Annotated in this window: 29 protein-coding genes; 11 read left to right on the forward strand and 18 right to left on the reverse strand. The window is 59.5% G+C overall.

Going from position 1 to position 24105, the window contains the following annotated elements; translation table 11 throughout:
- Positions 1 to 46: 46 nt before the first annotated feature.
- The 11 genes from THS5294_RS04020 to THS5294_RS04070 all read right to left on the reverse strand — a co-directional run bounded on the left by THS5294_RS04020 (position 47) and on the right by THS5294_RS04070 (position 8087).
- Complete coding sequence (locus tag THS5294_RS04020) at positions 47 to 586, reverse strand: holin family protein (RefSeq protein WP_082644940.1); 540 nt, start codon at positions 584 to 586, stop codon at positions 47 to 49.
- Between the two features lie 39 nt (positions 587 to 625).
- Positions 626 to 1234 (reverse strand): holin-associated N-acetylmuramidase, encoded by a 609-nt coding sequence (locus THS5294_RS04025; protein WP_058122718.1) that lies wholly within the window; start codon positions 1232 to 1234, stop codon positions 626 to 628.
- Between the two features lie 100 nt (positions 1235 to 1334).
- Positions 1335 to 1790 (reverse strand): cytochrome c maturation protein CcmE, encoded by a 456-nt coding sequence (gene ccmE / locus THS5294_RS04030; RefSeq protein WP_058122719.1) that lies wholly within the window; start codon positions 1788 to 1790, stop codon positions 1335 to 1337.
- A gap of 3 nt (positions 1791 to 1793) precedes the next feature.
- The gene (locus THS5294_RS04035) at positions 1794 to 2606 is read right to left on the reverse strand and encodes a glutamate racemase (RefSeq protein WP_038002698.1); all 813 of its coding nucleotides are present in this window, start codon (positions 2604 to 2606) and stop codon (positions 1794 to 1796) included.
- Positions 2603 to 3511, reverse strand: a complete 909-nt coding sequence (locus tag THS5294_RS04040) for a lysophospholipid acyltransferase family protein (protein ID WP_038002696.1) — start codon at positions 3509 to 3511, stop codon at positions 2603 to 2605. Before THS5294_RS04040 ends, THS5294_RS04035 begins: the two co-directional genes overlap by 4 nt.
- Positions 3512 to 3653: 142 nt before the next feature.
- Positions 3654 to 4730 (reverse strand): ABC transporter ATP-binding protein, encoded by a 1077-nt coding sequence (locus THS5294_RS04045; protein WP_058122720.1) that lies wholly within the window; start codon positions 4728 to 4730, stop codon positions 3654 to 3656.
- Positions 4727 to 5524 (reverse strand): ABC transporter permease, encoded by a 798-nt coding sequence (locus THS5294_RS04050; protein ID WP_058122789.1) that lies wholly within the window; start codon positions 5522 to 5524, stop codon positions 4727 to 4729. The genes THS5294_RS04045 and THS5294_RS04050 overlap by 4 nt, the downstream gene beginning before the upstream one ends.
- A 46-nt stretch (positions 5525 to 5570) precedes the next feature.
- Positions 5571 to 6461, reverse strand: coding sequence for an ABC transporter permease (locus THS5294_RS04055; protein WP_370736568.1), 891 nt, complete (start codon positions 6459 to 6461; stop codon positions 5571 to 5573).
- Between the two features lie 89 nt (positions 6462 to 6550).
- A complete protein-coding gene (rpsI, locus tag THS5294_RS04060; RefSeq protein WP_038002691.1) occupies positions 6551 to 7051 on the reverse strand; it encodes a 30S ribosomal protein S9 in 501 nt (166 codons plus the stop codon).
- A 5-nt stretch (positions 7052 to 7056) separates the two neighbouring features.
- Positions 7057 to 7515 (reverse strand): 50S ribosomal protein L13, encoded by a 459-nt coding sequence (rplM, locus tag THS5294_RS04065; RefSeq protein ID WP_038002689.1) that lies wholly within the window; start codon positions 7513 to 7515, stop codon positions 7057 to 7059.
- A 137-nt stretch (positions 7516 to 7652) separates the two neighbouring features.
- The gene (locus THS5294_RS04070; RefSeq protein WP_058122721.1) at positions 7653 to 8087 is read right to left on the reverse strand and encodes a PaaI family thioesterase; all 435 of its coding nucleotides are present in this window, start codon (positions 8085 to 8087) and stop codon (positions 7653 to 7655) included.
- Positions 8088 to 8143: 56 nt separating this feature from the next.
- On the opposite strand from THS5294_RS04070, the gene THS5294_RS04075 reads away from it, so the two are divergent.
- From THS5294_RS04075 to THS5294_RS04110, 8 genes are all read left to right on the forward strand, one after another.
- Positions 8144 to 8926: an enoyl-CoA hydratase gene (locus tag THS5294_RS04075; protein ID WP_058122722.1), complete on the forward strand. Its 783-nt coding sequence runs from the start codon at positions 8144 to 8146 to the stop codon at positions 8924 to 8926.
- A 166-nt stretch (positions 8927 to 9092) separates the two neighbouring features.
- Complete coding sequence (gene surE / locus THS5294_RS04080) at positions 9093 to 9872, forward strand: 5'/3'-nucleotidase SurE (RefSeq protein WP_058122723.1); 780 nt, start codon at positions 9093 to 9095, stop codon at positions 9870 to 9872.
- Between the two features lie 3 nt (positions 9873 to 9875).
- Positions 9876 to 10514 (forward strand): protein-L-isoaspartate(D-aspartate) O-methyltransferase, encoded by a 639-nt coding sequence (locus THS5294_RS04085; protein WP_038002680.1) that lies wholly within the window; start codon positions 9876 to 9878, stop codon positions 10512 to 10514.
- Between the two features lie 90 nt (positions 10515 to 10604).
- Positions 10605 to 11795: a peptidoglycan DD-metalloendopeptidase family protein gene (locus THS5294_RS04090; RefSeq protein ID WP_058122724.1), complete on the forward strand. Its 1191-nt coding sequence runs from the start codon at positions 10605 to 10607 to the stop codon at positions 11793 to 11795.
- Between the two features lie 189 nt (positions 11796 to 11984).
- Complete coding sequence (locus THS5294_RS04095; protein WP_038002678.1) at positions 11985 to 12221, forward strand: twin-arginine translocase TatA/TatE family subunit; 237 nt, start codon at positions 11985 to 11987, stop codon at positions 12219 to 12221.
- A gap of 9 nt (positions 12222 to 12230) precedes the next feature.
- Entirely contained in the window at positions 12231 to 12734 is a 504-nt protein-coding gene (gene tatB / locus THS5294_RS04100; RefSeq protein ID WP_052068273.1) for a Sec-independent protein translocase protein TatB, read from the forward strand.
- Complete coding sequence (gene tatC, locus THS5294_RS04105) at positions 12731 to 13651, forward strand: twin-arginine translocase subunit TatC (protein WP_058122725.1); 921 nt, start codon at positions 12731 to 12733, stop codon at positions 13649 to 13651. The genes tatB and tatC overlap by 4 nt, the downstream gene beginning before the upstream one ends.
- A gap of 41 nt (positions 13652 to 13692) precedes the next feature.
- Entirely contained in the window at positions 13693 to 14490 is a 798-nt protein-coding gene (locus THS5294_RS04110) for an ATP-binding protein (protein WP_370736570.1), read from the forward strand.
- A 179-nt stretch (positions 14491 to 14669) separates the two neighbouring features.
- Here THS5294_RS04110 and THS5294_RS04115 read toward each other — a convergent pair whose 3' ends face one another.
- The 6 genes from THS5294_RS04115 to THS5294_RS04140 all read right to left on the reverse strand — a co-directional run bounded on the left by THS5294_RS04115 (position 14670) and on the right by THS5294_RS04140 (position 20306).
- Positions 14670 to 15992, reverse strand: coding sequence for a branched-chain amino acid ABC transporter permease (locus tag THS5294_RS04115; protein ID WP_370736569.1), 1323 nt, complete (start codon positions 15990 to 15992; stop codon positions 14670 to 14672).
- Entirely contained in the window at positions 15989 to 17002 is a 1014-nt protein-coding gene (locus THS5294_RS04120) for a branched-chain amino acid ABC transporter permease (RefSeq protein ID WP_038002673.1), read from the reverse strand. Before THS5294_RS04120 ends, THS5294_RS04115 begins: the two co-directional genes overlap by 4 nt.
- Positions 17003 to 17026: 24 nt before the next feature.
- Entirely contained in the window at positions 17027 to 17374 is a 348-nt protein-coding gene (locus THS5294_RS04125) for a hypothetical protein (protein ID WP_058122727.1), read from the reverse strand.
- A 1-nt stretch (position 17375) separates the two neighbouring features.
- Positions 17376 to 18089, reverse strand: coding sequence for an ABC transporter ATP-binding protein (locus tag THS5294_RS04130; protein WP_038002668.1), 714 nt, complete (start codon positions 18087 to 18089; stop codon positions 17376 to 17378).
- A 53-nt stretch (positions 18090 to 18142) separates the two neighbouring features.
- Positions 18143 to 18922 (reverse strand): ABC transporter ATP-binding protein, encoded by a 780-nt coding sequence (locus THS5294_RS04135; RefSeq protein WP_058122728.1) that lies wholly within the window; start codon positions 18920 to 18922, stop codon positions 18143 to 18145.
- A 190-nt stretch (positions 18923 to 19112) separates the two neighbouring features.
- On the reverse strand, positions 19113 to 20306 hold the full coding sequence (locus THS5294_RS04140; protein ID WP_058122729.1) for an ABC transporter substrate-binding protein: 1194 nt from the start codon (positions 20304 to 20306) through the stop codon (positions 19113 to 19115).
- A 189-nt stretch (positions 20307 to 20495) separates the two neighbouring features.
- Between THS5294_RS04140 and THS5294_RS04145 the strand changes: the two genes are divergently transcribed.
- On the forward strand, positions 20496 to 21605 hold the full coding sequence (locus THS5294_RS04145) for a PQQ-dependent sugar dehydrogenase (protein WP_058122730.1): 1110 nt from the start codon (positions 20496 to 20498) through the stop codon (positions 21603 to 21605).
- Here THS5294_RS04145 and THS5294_RS04150 read toward each other — a convergent pair.
- Positions 21584 to 21874 carry a hypothetical protein gene (locus THS5294_RS04150; protein WP_058122731.1) on the reverse strand — a complete coding sequence of 97 codons (291 nt, stop codon included), beginning with the start codon at positions 21872 to 21874 and terminating at the stop codon, positions 21584 to 21586. The two genes, THS5294_RS04145 and THS5294_RS04150, sit on opposite strands and share 22 nt — an antisense overlap.
- Positions 21875 to 22269: 395 nt before the next feature.
- On the opposite strand from THS5294_RS04150, the gene pyrC reads away from it, so the two are divergent.
- Together pyrC and THS5294_RS04160 are read left to right on the forward strand one after the other, a co-directional pair.
- Positions 22270 to 23310, forward strand: coding sequence for a dihydroorotase (gene pyrC, locus THS5294_RS04155; RefSeq protein ID WP_058122732.1), 1041 nt, complete (start codon positions 22270 to 22272; stop codon positions 23308 to 23310).
- 39 nt (positions 23311 to 23349) lie between these two features.
- A complete protein-coding gene (locus THS5294_RS04160) occupies positions 23350 to 24033 on the forward strand; it encodes an orotate phosphoribosyltransferase (protein ID WP_058122733.1) in 684 nt (227 codons plus the stop codon).
- The last annotated feature ends 72 nt before the right edge of the window (positions 24034 to 24105 follow it).

Below are 24105 nucleotides of genomic sequence, written 5' to 3' on the forward strand. Positions count from 1 at the left end.
GGCCGCGGCAACAGCTCTAATGCCCCTTTAACGGCGATCTCGGGTTTTACTCCTGACCTGCCTGCCACGCGCTCAACGCAGGGTTCTCCTCAACCTCTAGATCAACCTTCTTAGCTTCTGTTTTTGATGACTTTTTCGAATTCCGCCAAGCCGAAATAACGGTTTCGTGAGCAGCCACACCCGCACGCAAAGGATTGCGGAAATAGTGCATTTCACGGGCCCCAAAATAGAAGGAAACTATCGCCCCCAAAAGCCACCACAATGGATCAGGGATATAGGCCAAACCAGCCATCCGTTGCGCGAAGGCAATCGGGTCCATCATCGCATAGACAAACAGCCCCAAAGTACCCAACGCCAACAAAGGCCGCGGCAACCGGTTGAGCCCGTTCACAAAGCGATCAAACCAATCGTCCCGGATCGTTTTCATCTCGGTTTCAAGCTGGGACAACGCCGATTGCTGCGCCTCGTGGTTCAACTCCATCTTACGCGTGGCATTCGGCGTAAACACCTCTGCCACCCCCTGCGCGGTCGACCCCAATGCCGTGACCGCCTCAGAGCCTCCAAAAATCTTCCCAATTAAGCTCATACCCAGCCCTCCTTTGTTCCCAAAATACTCATAAAACGCTCACCACCCCGCGACACGCTTGGCATGCTCTTGCGGGCTTAGATGATACCGGACTGAGATGAATTCCTCCGCCCGCCGGATCCAACCGCCCTTGCCGCCATCGCGCCTGCGCGCAAACTTGCGGCTGGCGGGGCGACGATCTGCAATCCGGTAATAATAATTGCGCCGGGCGATCCCGTAGGCGTCGCCCAAGTGATCCCCACCTTCACGCACTGCCATATGGCTAACGCGGATCGTTTGCGGCCCGATCACACCATCAAGCGACAGGTCATACCCCATATCCCTCAGCAATCGCTGCAAAATCCGCACGGCATTGCTGCCCGCATTAACGTACATGTCAAAGACCGTGGCGTGTAAGACGCGCGGTAAATCGGCGATACGAGGCCGCTCAAAGTAGTGTTGAATGAAAATCTCAATCGCCTGTTCTTGGCTCAGGCGCCGTACATCCGCGGGATCGATCTCACCGTCCCCGTTCAGGTCCAGCCCGAGCCGCCGCATGGTGTGAATCGTCACACCATGGTTCGTGGCGCCACCCGGATCATCGGGATCGTTCACATAACCGCCTTCGCGGCGAATGATATCTTCTGCAAGTGCGCGCACCGACTGCATGGTGCTGACCCTCCATACTCGGTTGCGAATAGAGGGACGAAACGGTTGAGCGGGTTAACAGTTGGTTAACCGCACGCCGACTAAAATCAGAGGCAACAGCTTAGGAGTTGCTTTCGGAACCGGGCTCAACGTAAACACCCTGCTCTTTGAGCGCATCTACAACCTCAGCTGGCATATACTGCTCATCATGGCGCGCAAGGATTTCAGTCGCTTGGAACACGCCGTTCACGTAGCTGCCCGTACCAACCATGCCTTCACCCTCGCCGAATAGGTCCGGCAAAACACCAGTGTAAGCTACTTTGACCGACGCATTCGTATCGGTCACAGAGAACGTAATCGTTTTGCCCTGCCCGCGCACCAGTGTGCCCTCTTCAACCAAGCCGCCGATTCGGAACACTTCGTTGGGCGGTGGCGGCGCTTCTGTCACCTCCGAGGGGGAGCGGAAGAAGTTGATCCCATCGCGCATCGCGTAGCCGATCAAGGCGGTCGCCCCGATCAAAGCAACAGTCAAAATTGCGACCACCTGAATCCGACGTTGTTTTTTCAGCCCACGCATCGTCTAAGCCTTCTCAAAAATCATCTGTTCACGCAAAAACTGCGTGGCCCGTTGCGATACCCGGTCGGGGTCCCCGGTCGTTAGCATCACGCCCGCCCGTCCCTGGCCCACCATCTCCGGCTTACGCTCAAGATAATCTGCCAAGCTTTCTGCGACAATGTCCGCTTGACTGAAAACCTTAACGTCCGCGCCCAAGGCATCCTGAAAGATATGTTCCATCAACGGGTAATGCGTGCACCCGAGAATCGCGGCTTGGGGGTTCGGCATTTTGCGTTTCAGCGCGTCAACATGGCTGCGCACAAGAGCCTCGGCCAAGATCATGTCACCGTCTTCGATCGCATCCACAACACCGCCGCAGGCCTGCGCCTCAACATCGACGCCCACGGCCCGAAACGCCAGCTCGCGCTGAAACGCGCGGCTCGCAACGGTGGCGGGCGTCGCAAACAACGCGACCTGTTTGACATTGACCTCTCGCGGGGGGGAATTGTCGCCCCATCCACGCTCTGTCATGGCTTCGATGAGCGGAACAAACACCCCCAAGACGCGCTTGCCTTCTGGCACGCCAGCCTCTTGCATCCGCCGCAATGCCGCAGCGGACGCGGTGTTGCAGGCCAAAATCACCAGATTGCAGCCATCATCCCAAAGCCGCTCAACCGCAGCCTTCGTGAGTTGATGCACATCATCCGCATCGCGCACACCGTAGGGTGCGTGGGCGCTGTCGCCAAAATAGGTTAATGGCACATCGGGCAAGCGGTTGCGCACAGCGCTCCATACCGTCAGCCCGCCTAGCCCGCTGTCAAAAATCCCAATGCTCATCCGTGCCCGTTCTTTTGCCCTGATTTGGGCTTATGTACTTCTGTGAATTCGAACCCGTAGTGCGATGTATCAATCGGACGGGATGACAATTTGTAAGTCTCAGCGCGCAAAAAGTCCATCATTCCGCGCGGATCGCGCAGGTACGGATTTAGGGCATCCCGGGTGAGCGGCTGCCCCACGGCTAAGCGCACCGGAGCATCAACGCGCGATTTGAACTCTTTGATCAACAACGCCATGCGAAGCGTTGTGTGTAGATGAGACGCCAATTGAAACAGCCGAGAGTTCGCCCCGTCAAAATAGATGGGCACCACATGGGCGTCAGATTTCGCAATCATCTTGGCGGTGAAGCTGCGCCAGCTGGGGTCTAACGGACGACCAAACGGCTTGTTGGCGGTGCTGACCGTACCCCCCGGAAACACGCCGATCGCGCCACCGTCTGAGAGGTACTTGAGAGCCGTGCGCCGCGTTTCAAGGTTTAGCGCGACCCCGGCTTTCGTCTCATCGAAGGAGACCGGCAAGATGACTTCGTTCAGCTCTTCGGCCTTGCGAAACACACGGTTGGCCAAGATACGGAAATCACCGCGCACAACGCTCAGGATGTGCCCCATCATCAGCCCGTCCAAAATACCGTAGGGGTGGTTGGCCACCACGACCAGCGGCCCTTCGCGCGGGATATTATCAAGGGACCCGGCCAGCAGTTCGAGGGTCAGGCCGTAGCGCTCGACCATCACCTCCCAAAAGTCGCGCCCTGCGCCGACTTCTCGCTCATATCCGTCGGCCCGTTTGATCAGCCGCAAACGCCCGGTCGCGTTCTCTAACGAGCGAATGAACGCCTGTCCCGGACGGGTCTGCGCCGAAAAAGAATAGGAAATGTCACGCGCGACGTGTTTGGACGATGACTGCACGGTGTTATCTCCTCTCCGGGCGGTGGCTCATTTATACATGCCCGAAAGAATACGCTAGGTTCGTTAACAATCCTGTGACACCAAACCGCCCTCGGTTTTTTTTCGGGTGGCCATCAGGCAGCCAAATCAAATGTCAGACATTTCAGTCCACGGGACCGAACGCCATCAATGCCGCCGGATCCCAAACCACGCGCGCCGCATCGCCCCGCGCCAAAACCGGCCGCCCCGGTAAGTTCCGCATTGAGACCGTTACCGGCCGCGGCGCACCCGCTAGGCGGACCTCATACATGGTCATATCGCCATAGTAGGCGAGGTCCTCAACCGTGCCTTGGGCCACGCGGTTCGAAGGCTCAGCCGCCATATCATCGAACAAAATGGTCATGCTTTCCGGACGCAAGCCAACGCGCACATCCCCCTCGGCGCCGATGATCTGGTCTGGCGACAGCGTCACGTGGCCAAGCCCTGCCACCTCAAGAGTATCTGCGCGCCGGTTACCGGGCAAAAACGTCATAACCCCAATAAATTCCGCGACTTGCCTGTTGGCGGGTCGGGTATACAGCTGCGGTGGTGGGTCCAACTGCGCAATTTTACCATCAAACATCACAGCGATGCGGTCGGACATGATCAGGGCTTCTTCTTGATCATGCGTGACGAGGATAAAGGTGATGCCTACCTGACGCTGCAATCGGCGCAGTTCGGACTGCATCTGCTCACGCATCTTTTTGTCCAGCGCGCTCAGAGGCTCATCTAGCAGCAAAACCTTGGGCTTTAGGATCAAGGCACGCGCCAAGGCCACACGCTGCCGCTGCCCCCCGGACAATGCATGAGCCGCCCGCGCCCCAAATCCGTTTAGTCCAACCATCTCAAGGGCTTCACCAACGGCCGTCGCTTTCTCAGCGCCCGAAAGAGATGATTTCCGCAGCCCGAAACCGACGTTTTCCGCGACACTCATATGGGGAAAAATTGCGTAGGACTGGAACACCATGTTGGTCGGGCGCTGGTTCGCCGGGACCCCAATCATTGATGCACCACCAATGCGCACCTGCCCCGATGATACGTCCTCAAACCCCGCAATCGTCCGCAACAACGTGGTTTTCCCGCACCCTGACGGCCCCAGAAGGGAGAAAAACTCGCCTTGTCCCACTTCAAGGTTGATGTCGCGCAGCGCGTGGTAGTCACCGTAGTGCTTGTGCACATTTTCGATGGAAATCAGGCTCATAGAAAGCCCCCTTTGTCTTTGACGCCCGCCCGGCGCAGGCCCCGGCGGCGACTAATTTCGGCCAGTGTCAGCAGCAACACCGACAGCACGACGAGGATTGTTCCGAGCGCCATCACCACCGGGATCAACCGCGGAAACCGCAGCATCGACCAGATATAGACCGGCAAAGTTGGCTCAGATCCACTCAGGAAGAACGCAATAATGAACTCATCCAATGAGATCGTGAAAGAGATCAGAAGTGCCGCAATGATACCCGGCATGATCAATGGCAGTGTGATGAGGCGAAAGGTTGATGACCGGCTCTCACCTAAATCAACCGCGGCTTCCTCTAGGCTTGGGTCAAGGTTTTGGAAACTTGCGTTAAGGATTGCGGTCGCAAAAGGTGTGCAGATTAACACATGCGCCGCAATGATCGTACCCATCGACAAATCCCACCCCATGATCTGCACCACCACGACCAAGAGCGAGACAGCCACGATAATCTCGGGCAACACGAGCGGCACCATGATCAACCCCAGCGCCGCGGCCTTGCCCGGAAAGCGGTAGCGCACACCCGCGCGCGCCGCCGCAACGCCCAAAGCCGTGGAAATCACCGCCGTCACCGCCGCAATAATCAGCGAATTGACCACCGCTTCGTGCAACGCCTTTGTCACCGCCAATTCTGCAAACCAGTGCAGCGTGAACCCATCCAAAGGGAACGCGATCACCGTCCCGGAATTGAACGCAAAGACCGGAAGAAGCAGGATCGGCGCGTATAAAAACAGCAAAAAGACAATGACATAGGCCCGAAGCATCACAGGGCCCTCCGCCACGTCGTGCGCATCATTTGCTCCAGCCCAATCATCGTCCGCCCCCACGCATCCACTTGCGTGTTGCAGCCAACAATAGCAACGCCATCACCGTGACCGTCGTCATCGCGATCACGGCCAAGGCAGCCCCCATCGGCGCGTTGTTCAACCGCAAAAACTGTGTCTGGATCATGTTCGCGATCATCAATCCGTTTGGCCCACCTACTAGACGCGGCGTCACGTAGTCACCCACCGTCGGGATGAACACGATCAACGTCGCCGCAACCACGCCCGGCATCGCAAGCGGCAGCGTCACACGCACAAACGTCATGACAGCATTTTCGCCCAAGTCACGCGCGGCCTCTAGCAGGGAACGATCGATTTTTTCAAGAGCCACGAAGATCGGCAGGATCGCGAACGGCGCAAAGGCATGCGCCAATGTGATGACCACAGCGTTTGCGTTATAAAGAATAAAGGTCAATGGCTCTTCAATGAAACCAATGCCTTGCAATGAGGTGTTCAGAACCCCGTTGAACCCAAGGATCACTTTCCACAGGAAAATACGCAGCAGATAGCTGGTCCAGAATGGGATGGTGATCAGAAACAACCATAGCGATTTCCGCTCAGGCGCGACGTGGAAGCTGACGAAATATGCGACGGGAAAAGCCAACACCACTGTCACCAAAGTCACGGCCCCCGCAATCCCGATCGAACGGCTCAATAGCTCGGCATACAGCGGCTCACTGAAGGCTTCCCGATAGTTTTTGAGCGTCATCGTGGTGTCGAGCGTCAGAAAGTCTTGGCTCCAGAAACTGAAGACAAAGATCGCGGTCAAAGGCGCCGCCATAAGCAAGATCGTGTAAAAGAGCGGCACTGACACCAGTACCCAACCCCGTTTTGCCTCTTGGTTCACCCGCGCCCCCGTTTCGATTTGATCGATCAAAGCCTATTCCCGCATCCTGCGCAACGATCATATCGACGAAAAAAGGCCACGCGCTGAGCGTGGCCTTTTTAATTCGTATTTCCAAAAGCTTAACGCTTGGAGAACTGGAAGCTCCGGCGCGCCTTGCGCTTACCGTATTTCTTCCGCTCAACCACACGGCTATCGCGTGTGAGGAAACCAGCCGCTTTGAGCGCGCCCCGCAGGGAGGGTTCGTACAGCTGAAGAGCCTTGGAAATGCCGTGCTTAACCGCACCAGCTTGACCGGACAGACCGCCGCCTTTGACAGTCGCCATAACGTCGAACTGATCTTCGCGATCCGTAATCTGGAACGGCTGGCGCAGAATCATCTGCAGCACAGGGCGTGCGAAGTACGTGTTCAGTTCACGACCGTTAACAGTCACTTTACCGGAACCTGGTTTAATCCAGACGCGGGCAACCGCATCTTTACGTTTACCAGTAGCGTAGGAGCGACCGAGCTCGTCACGGACGGGCTCACGGGGGGCCGAAGTGTCCAGCAGCGTTGTCTCGTCGCCCGAGGGGACGCCGGTGGCCGCAGCCAGATCTTCGAGAGTGTTGATTTGATCAGCCATCGGTATCAGCTCCGGGTGTTTTTCTTGTTCATGGCGGCCACGTCCAGAACGTCTGGTGCTTGGGCCTCATGGGGGTGCTCACCGCCTGCATATACACGCAGGTTGGTCATCAGCTGGCGCGACAGTTTGTTGCCGGGCAACATCCGCTTGACAGCTTGGGTCACAACCCGCTCGGGGTGCTTGCCGTCCAGGATCTCTTGCGTCGTGCGCGATTTGATCCCACCGGGGTGGCCCGTGTGCCAGTAGTGTGGCTTTTCACGTTTCTTACCGGTGATCTGGATTTTATCGGCGTTAACAACGATAACGTTGTCGCCCATATCCATGTGCGGTGTGAACGCAGCTTTGTGTTTACCACGCAGGCGCATGGCGATGATGGAGGCCAGTCGGCCCAGCACGATACCCTCGGCGTCGATCAAGATCCACTTCTTGTCGATATCACCTGGGGTCATGGAATAGGTTTTCATATCTCTAACCCTACAAACGTTAAGGCGCACCAAGGTGGCACGCCTGAAGATGCGCCGGGTATATACCCTTTTCACCCATCGTCAAGCGCCACCTCCAGCCCCAAACACAGCAAAAACAATGACTTGTAATTGGGGTTTCATTTTACCCCATCTTTTTTCGGTGGAATTGCATAGGTCAGCGATGCCCGCGCCACGATCGGCCCAGCTTCGCCAGATCGTAGCAACACGTCGCCCACGGCCAGTGTCCGTCCCAGCTTTAGCACCCGCGCTTCTGCCACAATCGGCACGCCTGCCGCGGGTTTGCGCATAAAATCGATGCTGCAATTGGTTGTAACGGCCAATGCCACCGGCCCAATCTGTGCAAGCACCGCAAGATACATCGCGACATCCGCCAGCCCAAACATAGAAGGACCCGAAACAGTCCCCCCAGGGCGCAAGTGCCGCGCCCCCGTGTTCAATTGCACGGTGATACTATCCGCCCCTACACGCAGGATCGTAAATTCGCCCGAAACCTCAGGAAACTCACGCTCCAAAAAGTCCGTCAGCGCGGCCACATCCATCACCAATGCCATTGCACCCTCCCTTTTGCCTGCTACTCTTGGCGCGACCAATAGCGAAGGGCAAGCAAATGTCAGACATTCTTCAGCGCGAAGACACCGGCGCAATCACAACTCTCACGTTGAACGATCCAGCTACTCTCAACTCGCTTTCAGATGATATGCTCGCAGCCCTCAGTGCACAATTGTCAGACATCGCGCAAAGCACGCAAAAAGCGGTCATCCTACGCGGCGCTGGCAAAGCGTTCTGCGCAGGCCATAACTTGCGCCAGATGCAGGCCATGCGCCAAGCCCCCGATGGCGGGGCCGCCGCATTCGCGGACCTGTTTGATCGCTGCACCGCCGTCATGGCACAAATGCGCGACCTTCCCCAACCCGTGATTGCCCAAGTCCACGGCATCGCCGCGGCAGCTGGGTGCCAAATGGTCGCCAACTGCGACATGGCCATCGCCGACACACACACACGTTTCGCAGTGAATGGTGTCAACATCGGCCTGTTCTGCTCCACCCCCATGGTTGCTCTGTCGCGCAACATGCCGCGCAAGCGCGCGTTCGAAATGCTCACAACCGGTGATGCTATCTCAGCCCAAGATGCCACCGAGCTGGGCCTCATCAACCGCGCCGTCGCTCCCGACACCCTCGCCCAAGAAACAATCGCCCTCGCCGAAAAAGTCGCCAGCAAACTCTCCAGTGCGGTCCGCATTGGCAAATCCGCCTTCTACACCCAAATTGAGCGCCCTATTGCCGACGCCTACGCGCTCACCCGCGACGCCATGGTCCAAAACCTCGCCCAACCGGATACCGACGAAGGCATGCAGGCCTTCATCGAAAAACGCGCCCCAAACTGGGACTAACCCCACCTCCTTTGTTCCCCAAATACTCAAACGCGAGGGGCGCCAGCCCCGAGCCACCGCGCTGTGCATCGCACAGCGCACTCCAGGGCGCCCATCACCCCCCACTTCATCTCTGGCTTTCCGCCCCCTGCTCGCCTAAGCACTACGGCAACAAAGAGGACCTCCCATGCGCATTCTCATCACCAATGACGACGGCATCAACGCCCCCGGCCTGCACACGCTTGAGAAAATCGCAGCCACACTCGCAGGCCCGGACGGAGAGGTCTGGACCGTCGCGCCCGCGTTTGAGCAATCGGGCGTCGGTCACTGCATTTCCTACACACACCCCACGATGATCTCGCACTTCGGCCCCCGCCGCTTCGCGATCGAGGGGTCCCCCGCTGATTGCGTTCTGGCGGGTATTCACCACGTTTTGCCGCAAAAACCGGACCTCATTCTGTCCGGAGTTAATCGGGGCAATAACTCGGCGGAAAACGCGCTCTATTCCGGCACCCTTGGCGCCGCGATGGAGGGCGCCCTTCAGGGCGTGCGCTCCTTGGCGCTTTCACAATACTTTGGCCCAAAAAACGCAGAGATCGCCGATCCATTTGAGGCTTCCGCGATCCACCTCGCGCCCCTCATCACGCGGCTCCTCGATACGGCACCTTGGGGCGGCGACGACTACCAAATTTTCTACAATATCAATGTTCCGCCCGTCCCCGCCGATGGCGTCAAGGGGGCTGCGGCCACGGCCCAAGGGTACCGCGGCCACGGCAGGTTCCAGGTTGAGCCGCACAAAGCCCCCTCGGGCCGTCAGTTCATCTGGGTCAAGGGCGGCGCACAGCACGATCCAACTGCCCCCGGCACCGATGCCGCCGCAAACCTTGATGGCTATATCTCGGTCACCCCAATGCGCGCGGACCTAACCGATGCGGACGCACTGACAGCTCTGAAAAACACGCTCTGATCGATGCCAACCGCCGAACAAGCCATGCAATTCGTGTTTCAACTCCGCTCTCGCGGGGTGATGGACAAACGCGTGCTTGCGGCAATGGAGAAAATCGACCGTGCGGCCTTCTTGACCGGCCACTTCGCCGAGCGTGCCTACGAAGACGTGCCCCTGCCCATCGCAAGCGGCCAGACCATCAGCCAGCCCTCCGTCGTGGGCCTCATGACCCAAGCGCTTGAGGTTTCGGCCCGCGACAAAGTCCTAGAGGTCGGCACAGGCTCTGGCTATCAGGCCGCGATCCTGTCGCAACTGGGCCGCCGGATTTACACGATTGATCGCCACCGCTCTCTCACACGGGCGGCAAGCGCGCTGCTGACCAAGCTGGATCTGCACAATATAACAGTTATCTCGGGCGATGGCTCCTTTGGGCTACCCGAACAGGCACCCTTTGATCGCATTCTTGTGACCGCCGCCGCCGAGGACCCGCCCGGTCCGCTCTTGGCGCAATTGCGCATGGGTGGCATTATGATTGTGCCGGTGGGTCAGTCCGACGCGGTTCAAACCCTGATCAAAGTGCGCCGCACCGAAGCCGGGTTTGATTACCAAGAGCTACAGCCGGTGCGATTTGTCCCGCTTGTCGAAGGGCTCGCGGAAACGTAGACTACAGATATCAAAGGGCGCACAGCGCGTCCTGCCAGAGGCGCGCCAAGCGTCCGACCCTTGAGGCCATATATTCAAAGGATCGAGTTCGTGATCGTCATTGCCCCTTCATTCGCCCGTGCAGCACGCCTGCGCTTTCCCCTTTTGGTTGCCTCGGTGGCGGCCCTTTCGGCTTGCGAGCCGCTGAACCTCAGCGCGATTGACTTCGATCTGCGCGGAAATGCGCCGGGCACCCTCGACACCTCGAATGCCGCGCGTGAGGCCGCCACATCTTCGCGCCCGCAGCCCGACCGTAACGGGCTGATCACATATCCTACGTATCAGGTCGCCGTTGCCCGGCGCGGCGATACCCTTAGCGATCTGGCCGACCGGGTGGGCGCAAACCCCGCCGAGGTCGCGCGTTTCAATGGGCGTAGCATCACGGATGAGTTGCGCCCCAATGAGCTGATCGCGATGCCACGCCGTGTAGCCCCCCCGTCCGCGGCGGTTGACGGCGAACGCCCCGACATCGGTGCCATCGCGGGGGCCGCGATCGAGCGCTCGACCCTGCCCGGCCCGGGTGAGGCCCGCCGCATTGACGTTCAAACCGGGCGGGAACCGATCCGCCATCGCGCCGCACGGGGCGAAACCGCGTTTTCCATCGCGCGTCTCTATGGCGTGTCGGTCAAATCCTTGGCGGAATGGAACGGCCTCAGCAGCGATCTTGAGGTCCGCGAAGGCCAATACCTGATCATCCCCCTTATCGTAGAAGAACCCGGCGCCGCCATTGCCGCCGCCCCCGGCCAAGGCTCGGTCACGCCCCTGCCGCCATCGGCCAGTTCGGGCCTGCCCGCGCCAGTGGCCGAGGCAACCTTGCCGCAAAGCCCCGCTCTTAATGACAGCCGCGTGGCCAGCGTTGAGGCCCCGGCCGAGGCTACACCCTCCCCAGCCAGCCCCCCCCCCGGCCGCTTTGCGCAACCTGTTCGGGGTCAACTCAGCAGTTATTCCAGCTCCAAGCAAGGGATTGATATCGCCGCGAACCCCGGCACAGATGTTGCCGCCGCAGCCGATGGTGAGGTGATCCTAATTACCCGCGACACCGATCAAAACCCGGTCATCGTCGTGTCACACCCCGGGGACCTCAAGTCGGTCTACGCCAATATTTCGGGCCTCACGGTCCAAAAAGGCGACCGTGTGCGTGCGGGCCAACGCATCGCCACCGTCGGACAATCCCCATCTGGGCTGCGGTTCTCAATCCTCAAAGGGTTTGAGCCGATCGACCCAACCCCCTTGATGCAATAGGCCTTTCGCCTTTCACATAGGACGGCCGCCCCGCATAAATATGACGAAATCGCTTTTGATACAGCAACAAAAGCGTATTCGTCCTTTTAACTCCCGCTGAGCCGCAATACATTATGGGCGACTGATCAACACAGCTGGTGTCCCACATGTTCCATGCAAGGGCCCGCGACCTATCCAAGGGAGACCCCCATGCTCAATAATATCGGCCTGCCCGGCATTCTTCTCATTGCGATCGTCGTGCTTGTCCTGTTCGGACGCGGCAAGATTTCGTCCCTGATGGGCGAAGTCGGCAAAGGCATCACGTCCTTCAAAAAAGGCATCAAAGAAGGCACCGAAGAGCTGGAAGCCGCCAAAGACGACGAAGCGACGCCCGCTGACGTGGCCCGCGACGTGACCCCCGCCGAGACCGAAAAAGACAAAGTCTAAGCGACGCGCATGTTCGATCTTGGCTGGACAGAGCTTCTTGTCATCGGCGTTGTCGCGCTGATCGTAGTGGGCCCCAAGGACCTGCCCGTGTTGTTTCGCAACGTGGGTCGGTTCATGGGCAAAATGCGCGGAATGGCGCGTGAATTTTCCTCTGCGATGAGCGATGCTGCCGATGAAACCGGTGTCAAAGGCATGGCCAGCGACCTGCGCAAAATGTCCAACCCGTTGGACACCGTGGCCCAAGCCGCCAAATCCGCGACCAACTTTGACGTTGATCCCGAAACCGGCGGCAGCACGCAGGGTCCTGAGACATCCAAGCTGAGCGCGGAACGTCAGGCTGCCAAGCAAAAGATCGAAGCGAAATCCGCACGGATGGCCGCAGAGCGCAAAGCGCGTGAAGCCGCCGATGCCGCGCAAAAGGCGTCCGAGCTGGAAGCCGCCCTTGAGGCCCCATCCGAGCCCACGCCCGCCGACGCCCCCGCCGCGTCCGCAGATGAGACACCCAAGACATGAGCGCCACTGACGACCCCAAAGACGACGAAATGCAGGGCAGCGCCGCCCCGCTGATCGAACACCTGACCGAACTGCGGACCTGCTTGATCCGCGCCGTCATGGCCTTTGTCGTCGGCATCGTGCTTGCGTTCATGGTGGCTGAGCCGATCCTGCAATTCCTGATGGGCCCGATTGAGGCGACGCTGCGCGCGCTCGGTGACCCCTCGCCCACGCTGCAATACACCTCGCCACAAGAATACCTGTTCACGCTATTCCGCATTTCGATGGTGTTTGGCTTCATGCTGGCGTTTCCGTTCATCGGCTACCAGTTGTGGCGGTTCGTGGCACCCGGTCTCTACAAGGCCGAGAAGAACGCCTTTGCACCGTTCATGTTTGCCTCGCCCCTGATGTTCCTGCTGGGCGCAAGCTTTGCGCATTTCGTCGTCACGCCCCTCGCCATGCAGTTCTTTTTGGGATTCGCAGATGTGTCCTCGATCTTTGCCAACCTGATGGGCCAGTTCGTCGGCACAACCGACAGCACATTACCCGCAGATGGCGGCCTCGCGGTCCCCACCACGGACACCGGCGTGCGGATCACTTTCTTTGGTAAGGTGAACGAGAGCCTCGATATCACGCTGAAATTTATAATGGCGTTTGGCCTGTGCTTCCAGCTGCCGGTCCTGTTGACCCTGGTGGGCAAAGCCGGCCTCGTATCGGCCGAGGGCCTTGCCCACGTGCGCAAGTACGCTGTGGTTGGCATCTTGGTTCTGGCCGCACTCGTGACCCCTCCGGACGTGATCACCCAAGGTATCTTGTTCGTAGTGGTCTACGGCCTCTATGAGATTTCGATCCAATTGGTCCGCCGCGTTGAAAAAAGCCGCAAAGCAAAGCTGCGCGCCGAAGGCCTGCTGGACGAAGACGAGGACGAAGACCTGTGAACCAAGACACGTTGGAGCGGATTGCCGCCGCGCTAGAGCGTATGGCGCCCAGCCCCGCGCCCACACCTGACCTCAGCACCGCAGAGGCATTCTTGTGGCACACCGCGCCCGACAGGCTTGTACCGGTTCCAAACATCAGCCGCGTCGATCTGGACCTTCTGGTCGGGATCGACCGGGCCCGCGACACACTGCTCGAAAACACACGACGCTTTGCCAATGGCCTCTCCGCCAACAACGCGCTTTTGTGGGGCGCCCGCGGGATGGGCAAAAGCAGCTTGGTCAAAGCCGTCCACGGCGCGCTGACATCCCAGGGTCTGCCGCTCAAACTGGTGGAACTCCAGCGTGAGGATCTGCCATCCGTAGGCCGCCTGCTCGACGCGCTGCGTGCAAGCCCAGACCTACGCTTTGTGCTGTACTGCGATGACCTCAGCTTTAGCCACGATGACGAACACTACAAGTCACTCAAAGCAGTCCTAGACGGCGGCATCGAAGGCCGCCCCGACAACGTCCTGTTCTACGCCACTTCCAACCGCCGTCACCTCATGCCACGCGACATGATCGAAAACGAACGCTCGTCGTCGATCAACCCTTCCGAGGCGGTTGAGGAAAAGGTCTCACTGTCTGATCGCTTTGGCCTCTGGCTTGGCTTCCACACCTGCGACCAAGACAGCTACCTCAGCATGATCGAAGGCTACTGCGCGGCATATGGCGTCAACGTGCCCGCTGATGACCTCAAGGCCCAAGCCATCGAATGGCAGGCCACACGCGGCTCCCGCTCCGGTCGGGTTGCATGGCAGTTCTTCACAGACCTTGCTGGCCGCGAAGGCATCAAGATCTAGCGATCCCCCAAAACGATCCTATCGCCAAACAAAAAAGGCAGGGCACCACGCGCCCCGCCTCCTTTGTTCTATAAATACTCATAAAATATCGCGAGGGGCACAGCCCCTCGCCAACCGCGACGCCCAAAGGGCGGCGCAATTAACCGCGTCGCGCCCGACCAGGGCGCGACACCGTTACCTTAACGCTCCGGGATCAAACCGCGTGGGCTAAACCGCAGAACCACCAACAAGATAACCCCCATCGTCAACAACCTCATGTGGGCTGCAGATTCCAGCAAATGCGCCTTCAGCCAGCTTCCATCAGCCATGCCAGAGGTGATCATTTCCATTGTCCAAATCCCAATCGGCTCAACCTGAATGTACAGCCAATAAATCAGGAAACCGCCCAGAACCGAGCCCCAGTTATTGCCAGAACCACCCACGATCACCATCACCCAGATCAGGAACGTAAAGCGCAGCGGCTGATAGGTGCCCGGCGTCAATTGACCGTCGAGGGTCACCAACATGGCCCCCGCCATTCCGCACACCGCAGAGCCGAGGATGAATATCTGCAAGTGCCGCTTCGTGACGTCTTTTCCCATCGCAGAGGCAGCAACCTCATTATCCCGGATCGCACGCATCATACGACCCCAAGGCGAATTCAGCGCCATCTGCGTCAACCAGATCAACGCCACGAGCACCGCTAAGAACAAAGCCATATATCCCAACTTGACCGAGATCGTAGACGCCGTGACCGGGTCAAAGCCCCATGCCGTCACGCGCTCCACAAAGCTTGGGTCGTTTTGCAGGTCAATGGCTGCGGGCATTGGCGATGGCACGCCCGTGGCGTTCTTAACACCCCGGCTCAACCAATCCTCGTTCTTGAGGATCGCGATGATAATTTCCGATATCCCAAGTGTCGCAATCGCAAGGTAATCGGACCGAAGGCGCAGCGCACTTTTACCGATGATCCATGCCGCACCCGCCGCGAACAAACCACCCACAGGCCAGCTGATGACGACCGGCAAATGCAGCCCGCCCAGATACCCGGTTGAGGCCGGGTTCACCGCCTCAACACGCGCGACGGCTGGGTCAAACACCGCACGAAAAACGAAGAAGCCTACCAGCAGGATACCCGCAACAGCAAAGCCCCGCGCCCGGCTCGGGGGCATCTTGCCCCACGCCACCACAGCCGCCGCTACGGTCGCAGCACCCAACAGCAAGGCGATGACAATCTGCAAACCGCCAGCGGATACAGCCTCCTCGGTGGGGGGCACCGACACCAGCACAGCCGCCAAGCCGCCAAGCGCCACAAAGCCCATCACGCCCACATTTAACAGACCCGCATAGCCCCACTGCATGTTCACGCCCAACGCCATGATCGCCGAGATCAGCGCAAGGTTGACCATGCCCAGAACCGTGTTCCAGGACTGCACATATGCCGTGCCGATATACAGCACCGCCACAAAGGCAAACAACAACAGGTCGCGCCGCGTCATGCCGCGAAATAGGGAGCCGATCATAGTGATTTCCCCTTAAATAGGCCGGTGGGTCGGAACAGCAGGACGATCAACAGGATCGAGAAACTGACCGCGAATTTATAGTCGGTAGAGAGCAGCTGCACGAGCCCATCGGGCTCTAGGCTTTCGGGCATCCAATAGCCCAAGACGCGCTTCATCGGATAGGTGATCAACACCTCGGAATACGCGATGACAAAGCCCCCTGCGATAGCACCCAGCGGATTGCCAAGACCGCCCACGATGGCGGCCGCAAAGATCGGCAAGAGCAGCTGGAAATACACGAAGGGCTTGAACGACTTGTCCAAGCCATAAAGCACGCCCGCCGTCGTGGCCAACGCCGCAACGATCAACCATGTGTACAGCACAACCCGCTCTGGGTTGATGCCCGACAACAGCGCGAGGTCTTCGTTATCGGAATAGGCGCGCATTGATTTGCCCGTCCGCGTGCGGTTCAGGAACCAGAACAACGCCGCCACAACAAGAACCGCAACCACAACCGTGATGGCTTGGGTCGTCCGGATCGCGAGCCCCTCTGCCAAGCCGGTCATCGCCTTGAACTCACGCACTGAGATCAAGAAGCGCTCGCCATCGGTGAAACGTTGGTCATCGGTGCCGATGATGAACCGCACGAGGCCGTTCAGCACGAACATCACCCCCAGCGATGCGATCAAATAGATCACGGGGGCCGCGCGTTGTTTGCGGTAGAACCGGTAAACCGCCCGGTCCGTACCCACCACCAACAAGGAGGTCGCCGCGATCCCGATGGGCAGGGCCAGCAGGGCCGTGGGCAGCGGGCCAAAACTGATCCCAAGCGCCTGAAAGCCCCATGTGACAAGCACGGTGATCGCCGTGCCAAAGGCCATCGTGTCCCCATGCGCAAAGTTTGAGAACCGCAAAATGCCGTAAATCAGCGTCACGCCAAGCGCCCCAAGCGCAAGCTGCGCTCCATAAGCCGTGGCGGGAATGAGGACGAAGTTCGCCAGAACAATCAGTCCGTTAAGTGCATCAACCATTCGAGGATATCCTTCCTGAGGGGGCTAGAGCCCGCCCTCACATTGACCGATGTAGGTGACCGCGACAGGCCCATCGAGGTGCACGGACAGCCGCGCGCCCTCAGACCCGGTGGTGAGGAAATAGTCCGCCCCCGCCCCAGTCGCGAGGCCCGAAAACGTGCCGATGTCGTCAGACGACCACACCACATCAAGATCACCAAATTCTGTCACAAATTGCAGCGTTCCGGCGTCGGACGTGGTGACTTCAAACCCAAAGCCGCTGTCCATGCAGCCGTCTTGTTCAAAGCACTCAGCCTCAAACGTGCAGATCATCGCCTGCGCGCCGCCCGCCATCAGGGCCATCAAGGCCGCCAGTCCCAGTTGTCTTAGCATGTCAGCCTCCCAAAAAGGATTTGCGCACTTCCGGGTCCGCAAGCAGCGCTTTGCCCGTGTCCGTGTAGGCGTTACGCCCCTGCACCAGCACATAGCCTTTGTCCGCAATTTCAAGCGCTTGGCGTGCGTTCTGCTCTACCATGAGGATCGAGATGCCCGTGCGCGCGACCTCAATAATGCGGTCAAACAGCTCATCCATGACGATGGGGCTGACACCCGCGGTCGGCTCATCCAGCATCAGAACCGTCGGTTGGGTCATCAAAGCGCGTCCAACGGCAACCTGCTGACGCTGCCCGCCAGACAATTCACCCGCCGCTTGGTTGCGTTTCTCGTGCAGGATCGGGAACAGCTCATAAACCTGCGCCATTGTCTGCGCGATGTCGTCGTGGCGCAAGAAGGCGCCCATTTCGAGGTTTTCCTCAACCGTCATCGAGGTGAAAATATTGTTGGTCTGCGGCACGAACCCCATCCCCTTGGCCACACGAGCCTGAGGGGTCAGTTTGGTGATATCCTCACCGCCCAAACGCACCGCGCCTTGGCGTACGTCCAGCATGCCAAACACGGCCTTCATCGCAGTGGATTTGCCCGCCCCATTGGGGCCAACGATCACCGCGATTTCGCCCTTGTCCACGGACACGGTGCAATCGTGAAGGATATCCGGGCCAGAGCCGTAGCCCCCGGACATGGTGTCGCCAATCAAAAACGGCTCGGTCATGGATGCCTCAAGTCTTGTGCAGTGTGTGTGCGGGGCGGGCTTTGGGCGCGCGATCATCCCGCAGCGACCTTGTTTTTGAGCCCCGTGCCCAGATAGGCCTCGATCACCTGCTCATTGGCTTTGATCTCCGCCAAAGTGCCCTCCGCGAGGACTTTGCCCTCGGCCATGCAGATGACGGGATCACAGATTTTACCAATAAAATCCATGTCGTGTTCAATTACGACAAAGGTGTAGCCGCGTTCTTTGTTCAGCCGCAGGATCGCGTCGCCAATGGTGTTCAGCAGCGTACGGTTCACGCCCGCGCCGACCTCATCCAAGAACACGATCTTGGCGTCGACCATCATGGTGCGGCCGAGTTCCAGCAGTTTTTTCTGCCCGCCGGACAAATTACCGGCCTTCTCATCGCGCAGGTGCGAGATAGTTAGAAACTCAAGCACCTCATCGGCTTTGGCCAGCAGCGCGCGTTCGTCTGCTTCAATCTGGCGACGGTTGAACCATGTCTCCCAGAGGGTTTCGCCGCGTTGTGCGCCGGGCACCATCATCAGGTTTTCACGCACCGTCATGGACGAAAATTCATGCGCAATCTGGAATGTCCGCAGCAGTCCCTTGTGGAACAATTCGTGGGGCGGCAGGCCGGTGATCTCCTCACCCGCCATCGTGACCTTGCCGGAGGTTGGTTTAAGAACGCCCGCAATCACATTGAAAAGCGTGGTTTTTCCGGCACCGTTTGGCCCGATCAGGCCTGTGATGGACCCGGTCTCAATCCGGAGCGAAGCGCCATCAACAGCGCGGAACCCACCGAAATGGCGATGTAGGTTTTCTACGACGATCATACGTAACTCCCGCAGGCACGCTTATAGCAGTTTCAGTTCATATCGCACCGTAAATGCCCTGCTGCGCCTTTAGCGCTCTGGGGACATGCGCGATGCTTCTGGCCTCATTGAGAACTGGAACCGCTCTAACTCTCAAAAAATACGGCCCTCGGCGGATGCCAAGGGCCGTACGTTGTTTCTAGCGATCAACTTAGCGGTAGCCGACGACTACCAGTTCGCCGTTTTCAAAGGTGATCTGACGGTAGTTACCGCCTGCTTCACCGGGGCCGATCAGCTCAACCGCGGACGCGCCGCTGTAGTCTACGCCGCCGCCGTCCTTGAGGATCTGGATCGCTTTGGCCAGCTCACCGGGCAGGATGACTTCGCCGGGGGCGTTTGCCACATCCATCAGCGTGTCTTTGTAGTCCGCTGGATCCGCAGAACCCGCAGCCTGCATGGCGAGCATGATCAGGGCCGCTGCATCGTAGCTTTCGGCCGAGAATGGCGAGGTGCCGTCAAAGCCGCCTGCTGTTGCCATGTCTTGGTACAGCTGCGCGCCGTTGCTGTCGGTGCCGGGGTTGGCGCCGAACGAGCCGTCGATTTCACCGGGGAAGTTCAGGCCCAATTGCTCGGATACCATGCCATCGGGGAAGTAGAACGTGTCAAACGCGCCTGTATCCAGAGCTGCGCGCACGATGCCCGACCCACCGGAGTCCACGTAGCCCGCAACAACCAGCACTTCGCCGCCCGCAGCCGCAAGCGCGCCCACTTCGGCCGAGTAGTCGGCTTTGTTGTCTTCGTGTGCTGCGTTGATCGTGACGGTGCCGCCAGCGGCTTCAAACGCGCTCTCGAACGCATCGGCCAGACCCTTGCCGTAGTCGTTGTTGGTGTAGGACACGGCCACATTCGTGATACCGTTTTCCGCAAGGATTTCCGAGATGATCACGCCTTGGCGTGCATCGGAGGGGGCCGTGCGGAAGAACAAACCGTTGTCTTCTGCTGTGGTCAGACCGGGGGATGTCGCCGAAGGGGACACCATGACGATGCCGTTGGGCACAGCCACGTTGGCCAAGATCGCGCCAGTCGCGCCCGAGCACATGGCCCCAACGATGCCAGCAACGCCATCGGACGTCACCAGACGTTCGGCCACGGAGGTCGCGGCGGAGGCGTCGATGCAGGTCGAGTCGCCCTGAACCGCTTCGAACATTTTGCCATCTAGAATGCCGCCAGCAGCGTTAACTTCGCCCATCGCAAGTTCGGCACCACCCGCCATCGCAGGTGCGAGGCTTTCGAGCGGACCTGTAAAGCCGAGCGAAACGCCCAGTTTGATTGCGCCGTGGCCGTCAGCCATTGCGCCGCCAGTCATCAGTGCAGCTGCCACGGAGGCAAGCAGTACTTTTTTCATTCTATTCACTCCCTGAATATAACCTATCAGCGATTGAGATTAGGGACCTCTTTGCAAAATGCCAAGAGGGATTCAGCCATATGACGTTGGGTCGATTTGCCGATTTCACAAGCCCGTGGGGCGCGCTGGACCGATGCATCTGCGCCTCTATTTACAAGGTCAGTAATTTGTCGCCGAAGGACCCCCCAAATGCGCGCCACCGCCCTATTGATCGCCAGCCTTGCGGCCCTTGCCGCATTCACCCCCGCTCAGGCCCGCGAAGTGACGCTCAGCACCGGGACATTCACCCTCACCGAGGTCGTATCAGACTTGGTTGAGCCGTGGGCCGTGGGCTTCCTTCCCCAAGGCGCCCTGTTAATCACAGAGCGGGACGGCCGACTGCTGCACATCGCAGCGGATGGCCGCCGGGTGACAGTGGCGGGCGTGCCGCGTGTGGCCGCCGACGGGCAAGGCGGGTTGCTGGATGTCATGATCCCCGAAGATTTCGCCGAGACGAGAGAGGTGTTCTTAACCTTCGCCAAGCCGCAGGGTCGTGGCGCGGGCACCGCCCTTGCGCGCGGCGAGCTCAGCCCCGATGGCAGCCGGCTGCGCGATGTAGGTGTTGTGTTTGAAATGGCGCGGGGCACCTCGGGCGGGCGGCACTTTGGCTCGCGGGTGGTTGAGGGCGCAGATGGCTATCTCTACCTCACCATCGGGGATCGCGGCGCGCGCGACACCGCCCAAGACCTCAGCATTGAGACAGGCACCGTTCTGCGCATTGCCCGCGATGGGCGCATCCCGACTGACAATCCCTTTGCGGACACCCCCGGCGCACGCCCCGCGATTTGGTCCTATGGCCATCGCAACCCTCAAGGCGCCGCGATCAGCCCCGATGGCACTCTCTATGTGGTTGAGCACGGCGCGCGCGGCGGCGATGAGGTCAACCGCATCACCCCCGGCACCAACTATGGCTGGCCCGTGATCTCCTACGGGCGCCATTACTCTGGTTTTCGGATCGGCGAGGGCACGCAAAAAGAGGGTCTCGCCCAGCCCGAAATGTACTGGGATCCGTCGATCGCACCCTCCGGCGCGGTGATCCACTCGGGCACCGGGCATGCCCCATGGGCTGGGGATCTTTTTGTCGGATCGCTCAAATTCGACTACATTTCCCGCATCTCACTGGGCGAAAACACCCAAGAGATCGAACAGATCACCCTGCCCGAAACCAACCGCGTGCGGGATGTCCGCGAAGGCCCCGCTGGCGGGCTGTGGTTCTTATCGGTGGGAAATGGGGCGCTTTACCGGCTGGCGCCCGAGTAGGTCTTAGTCGGAAGTATATCGTGCAAAACGTGATGCACCACAAAGGCCCGCTCCAGCCCCATCATGTGAAGAGCATCCGGTGACAACATCATCAGACGCTCAATCTCAGCGCCCCTTTTGGCCACCGTCGGATAGGGATTTCGGCGCAAGTCATAGCCGCGCAACACTCGGCACACCAGCCGTCCGGTGGTGGGCGAAAAGTTTGAGTTAGAGACCTGTGCCACGGCACGAGGCCACCGCAGTCGCAGGTCGTGTCCTTGGATTTTCATCATCGCGCCTTTGGTCAAGTGACCGCAAAGTATAAGCGTCAAAGTATTAACATCTTACCATGTCTGCGTCGCGAAAGAACCGTGAACAGGCGATTTGGCTCAATTGCACCCTGCAAGCGAGTGAAAGGCCCAAGGCACCGCATCTGGGTGCCGCCGCAGCAACGCCCTGAAGCCAAGCAAACACGCGCTCACGCGCCAAACGCCATTGAAAACGCATGATATTTTCGACCGAAAGAACCACTACACACCTGCGCACCTCTCCCAACCGCCGCTTATTTCCTATCCTGCGGTTGAGCCGCCCTTGAAACAAACCTCACAAAATCCTGCAAAGGCGGCACCCGTCCAGATGACACAGGGGCTGGCGGCGTCGCAAAAGGCGGTATAGAGCGGGGCCCATGACACGCACACTCACGATCCGCCGCCCCGACGATTGGCACTTGCACCTGCGCGATGACGCGATGCTCCGGGCCGTTCTTCCCGAAACCAGCCGCGACTTTGCCCGCGCAATCATCATGCCCAACTTGGTGCCTCCCGTGGTCACCAGCTCCGATGCCGTAGCCTACCGTGACCGCATCATGGACGCCCTGCCCCAAGGCGCAGATTTCAAGCCGCTGATGACGCTGTACCTGACCGAAGATACGGACCCCGCGGATGTGCGCGCCGCCGCACAAAGCGGCCTGATCACGGCGATCAAGCTTTACCCCGCAGGGGCCACGACCAACTCCGCTTCGGGCGTGAGCAACTTTGACAAAGTGCGCCCCGTGCTCGAAACCATGGCCGAAATCGGCCTGCCCCTGTGTTTCCACGGTGAGGTCACGGACCCAACCGTCGACATCTTCGACCGTGAGGCCGTCTTCCTCGAAACCAAGCTTGACCCCATCCGCCGCGCGACCCCCGGCCTCAAGGTCACACTGGAACACATTACCACCAAGGACGGCATCGACTACGTCGCAGGTGCCAGTGGCGAAATCGCGGGGACGATCACAACCCACCACTTGATGATCAACCGCAACCACCTGCTCGCAGGGGGCATCCGGCCCCATTACTACTGCCTGCCCGTTGTCAAACGCGCGACCCACCAAGAGGCGCTGCGCAAAGCCGCCACCTCCGGGAACCCGCGCTTTTTCCTCGGCACCGACAGCGCGCCACACCTTGATGGCGCCAAAGAAAGCGCATGTGGCTGCGCGGGCTGCTTTACCGCAACCAACACAATGGCCTGCCTCGCCCATGTGTTTGAGGAAGAAAACGCCCTCGACAAACTCGAAGCGTTCACCTCCCTCAATGGCCCCGCCCACTACGGCCTGCCCGTCAATGATGCGACCCTTACCCTAACCAAGGGCGACACACCCACGCCCTACCCGTCCCATATCGACACCCCGGACGGCCGCGTCACGGTGTTCGATCCCGGCCACCCGCTGATGTGGCGCGTGACCTAACCCTCCTTTGTTCCCCAAATACTCCCGCCGGAGGCTTCCATGATCCCAACTTCCTTCCCCGACGCCCGCGAAATCGCGCGCCTGACTGCGCGCATGCTCCTCGAAATCGAGGCTGTCCACTTCAACGCACGTGAGCCGTTTATTCTGGCCTCTGGCCTGCCCTCACCCACCTATATCGACTGCCGCAAGCTGATCTCTTATCCGCGCATCCGCTCGACGCTGATGGACTTCTTGACCGTAACGGTGATGCGCGACGCAGGGTTTGAGGCGTTCGACAACATCGCAGGCGGCGAAACGGCGGGCATCCCCTTCTCGGCGTTTGTTGCTGAACGCATGGCCCTGCCCATGACCTACGTGCGCAAGAAACCCAAGGGCTATGGCCGCAACGCCCGCATTGAAGGCGCTATGTCCGAAGGCCAACGCGTCCTCCTTGTTGAGGACCTGACGACCGATGGCGGCTCCAAGCTGTCCTTCGTGGACGCGATCCGCGAAACCGGGGCGACCTGCGCGCATACGGCTGTCATTTTCTCCTACGGCATTTTCCCCGAAACGGAAAAAACCTTGGGCGATCACGGCGTCACACTGCACGCGCTGTGCACATGGTGGGATGTCCTGGCCGAAGCCAAGGCCCAAGGTTCCTTCGATTCGGAGACCCTGTCCGAGGTTGAAGCCTTCCTCACCGCGCCCCGCGCGTGGCAGGATGCCAATAAGCCTTCCGGCTAACCAGCCCGGAACACGGCGATTTTCGCCCAAACAAATCGATCAGGTCACGGGTGCCGCCCCCTTAGGGCGGCA

It is taken from the genome of Thalassobacter stenotrophicus (genome assembly GCF_001458315.1).
GTDB classification, from domain to species: Bacteria; Pseudomonadota; Alphaproteobacteria; order Rhodobacterales; family Rhodobacteraceae; genus Thalassobacter; species Thalassobacter stenotrophicus.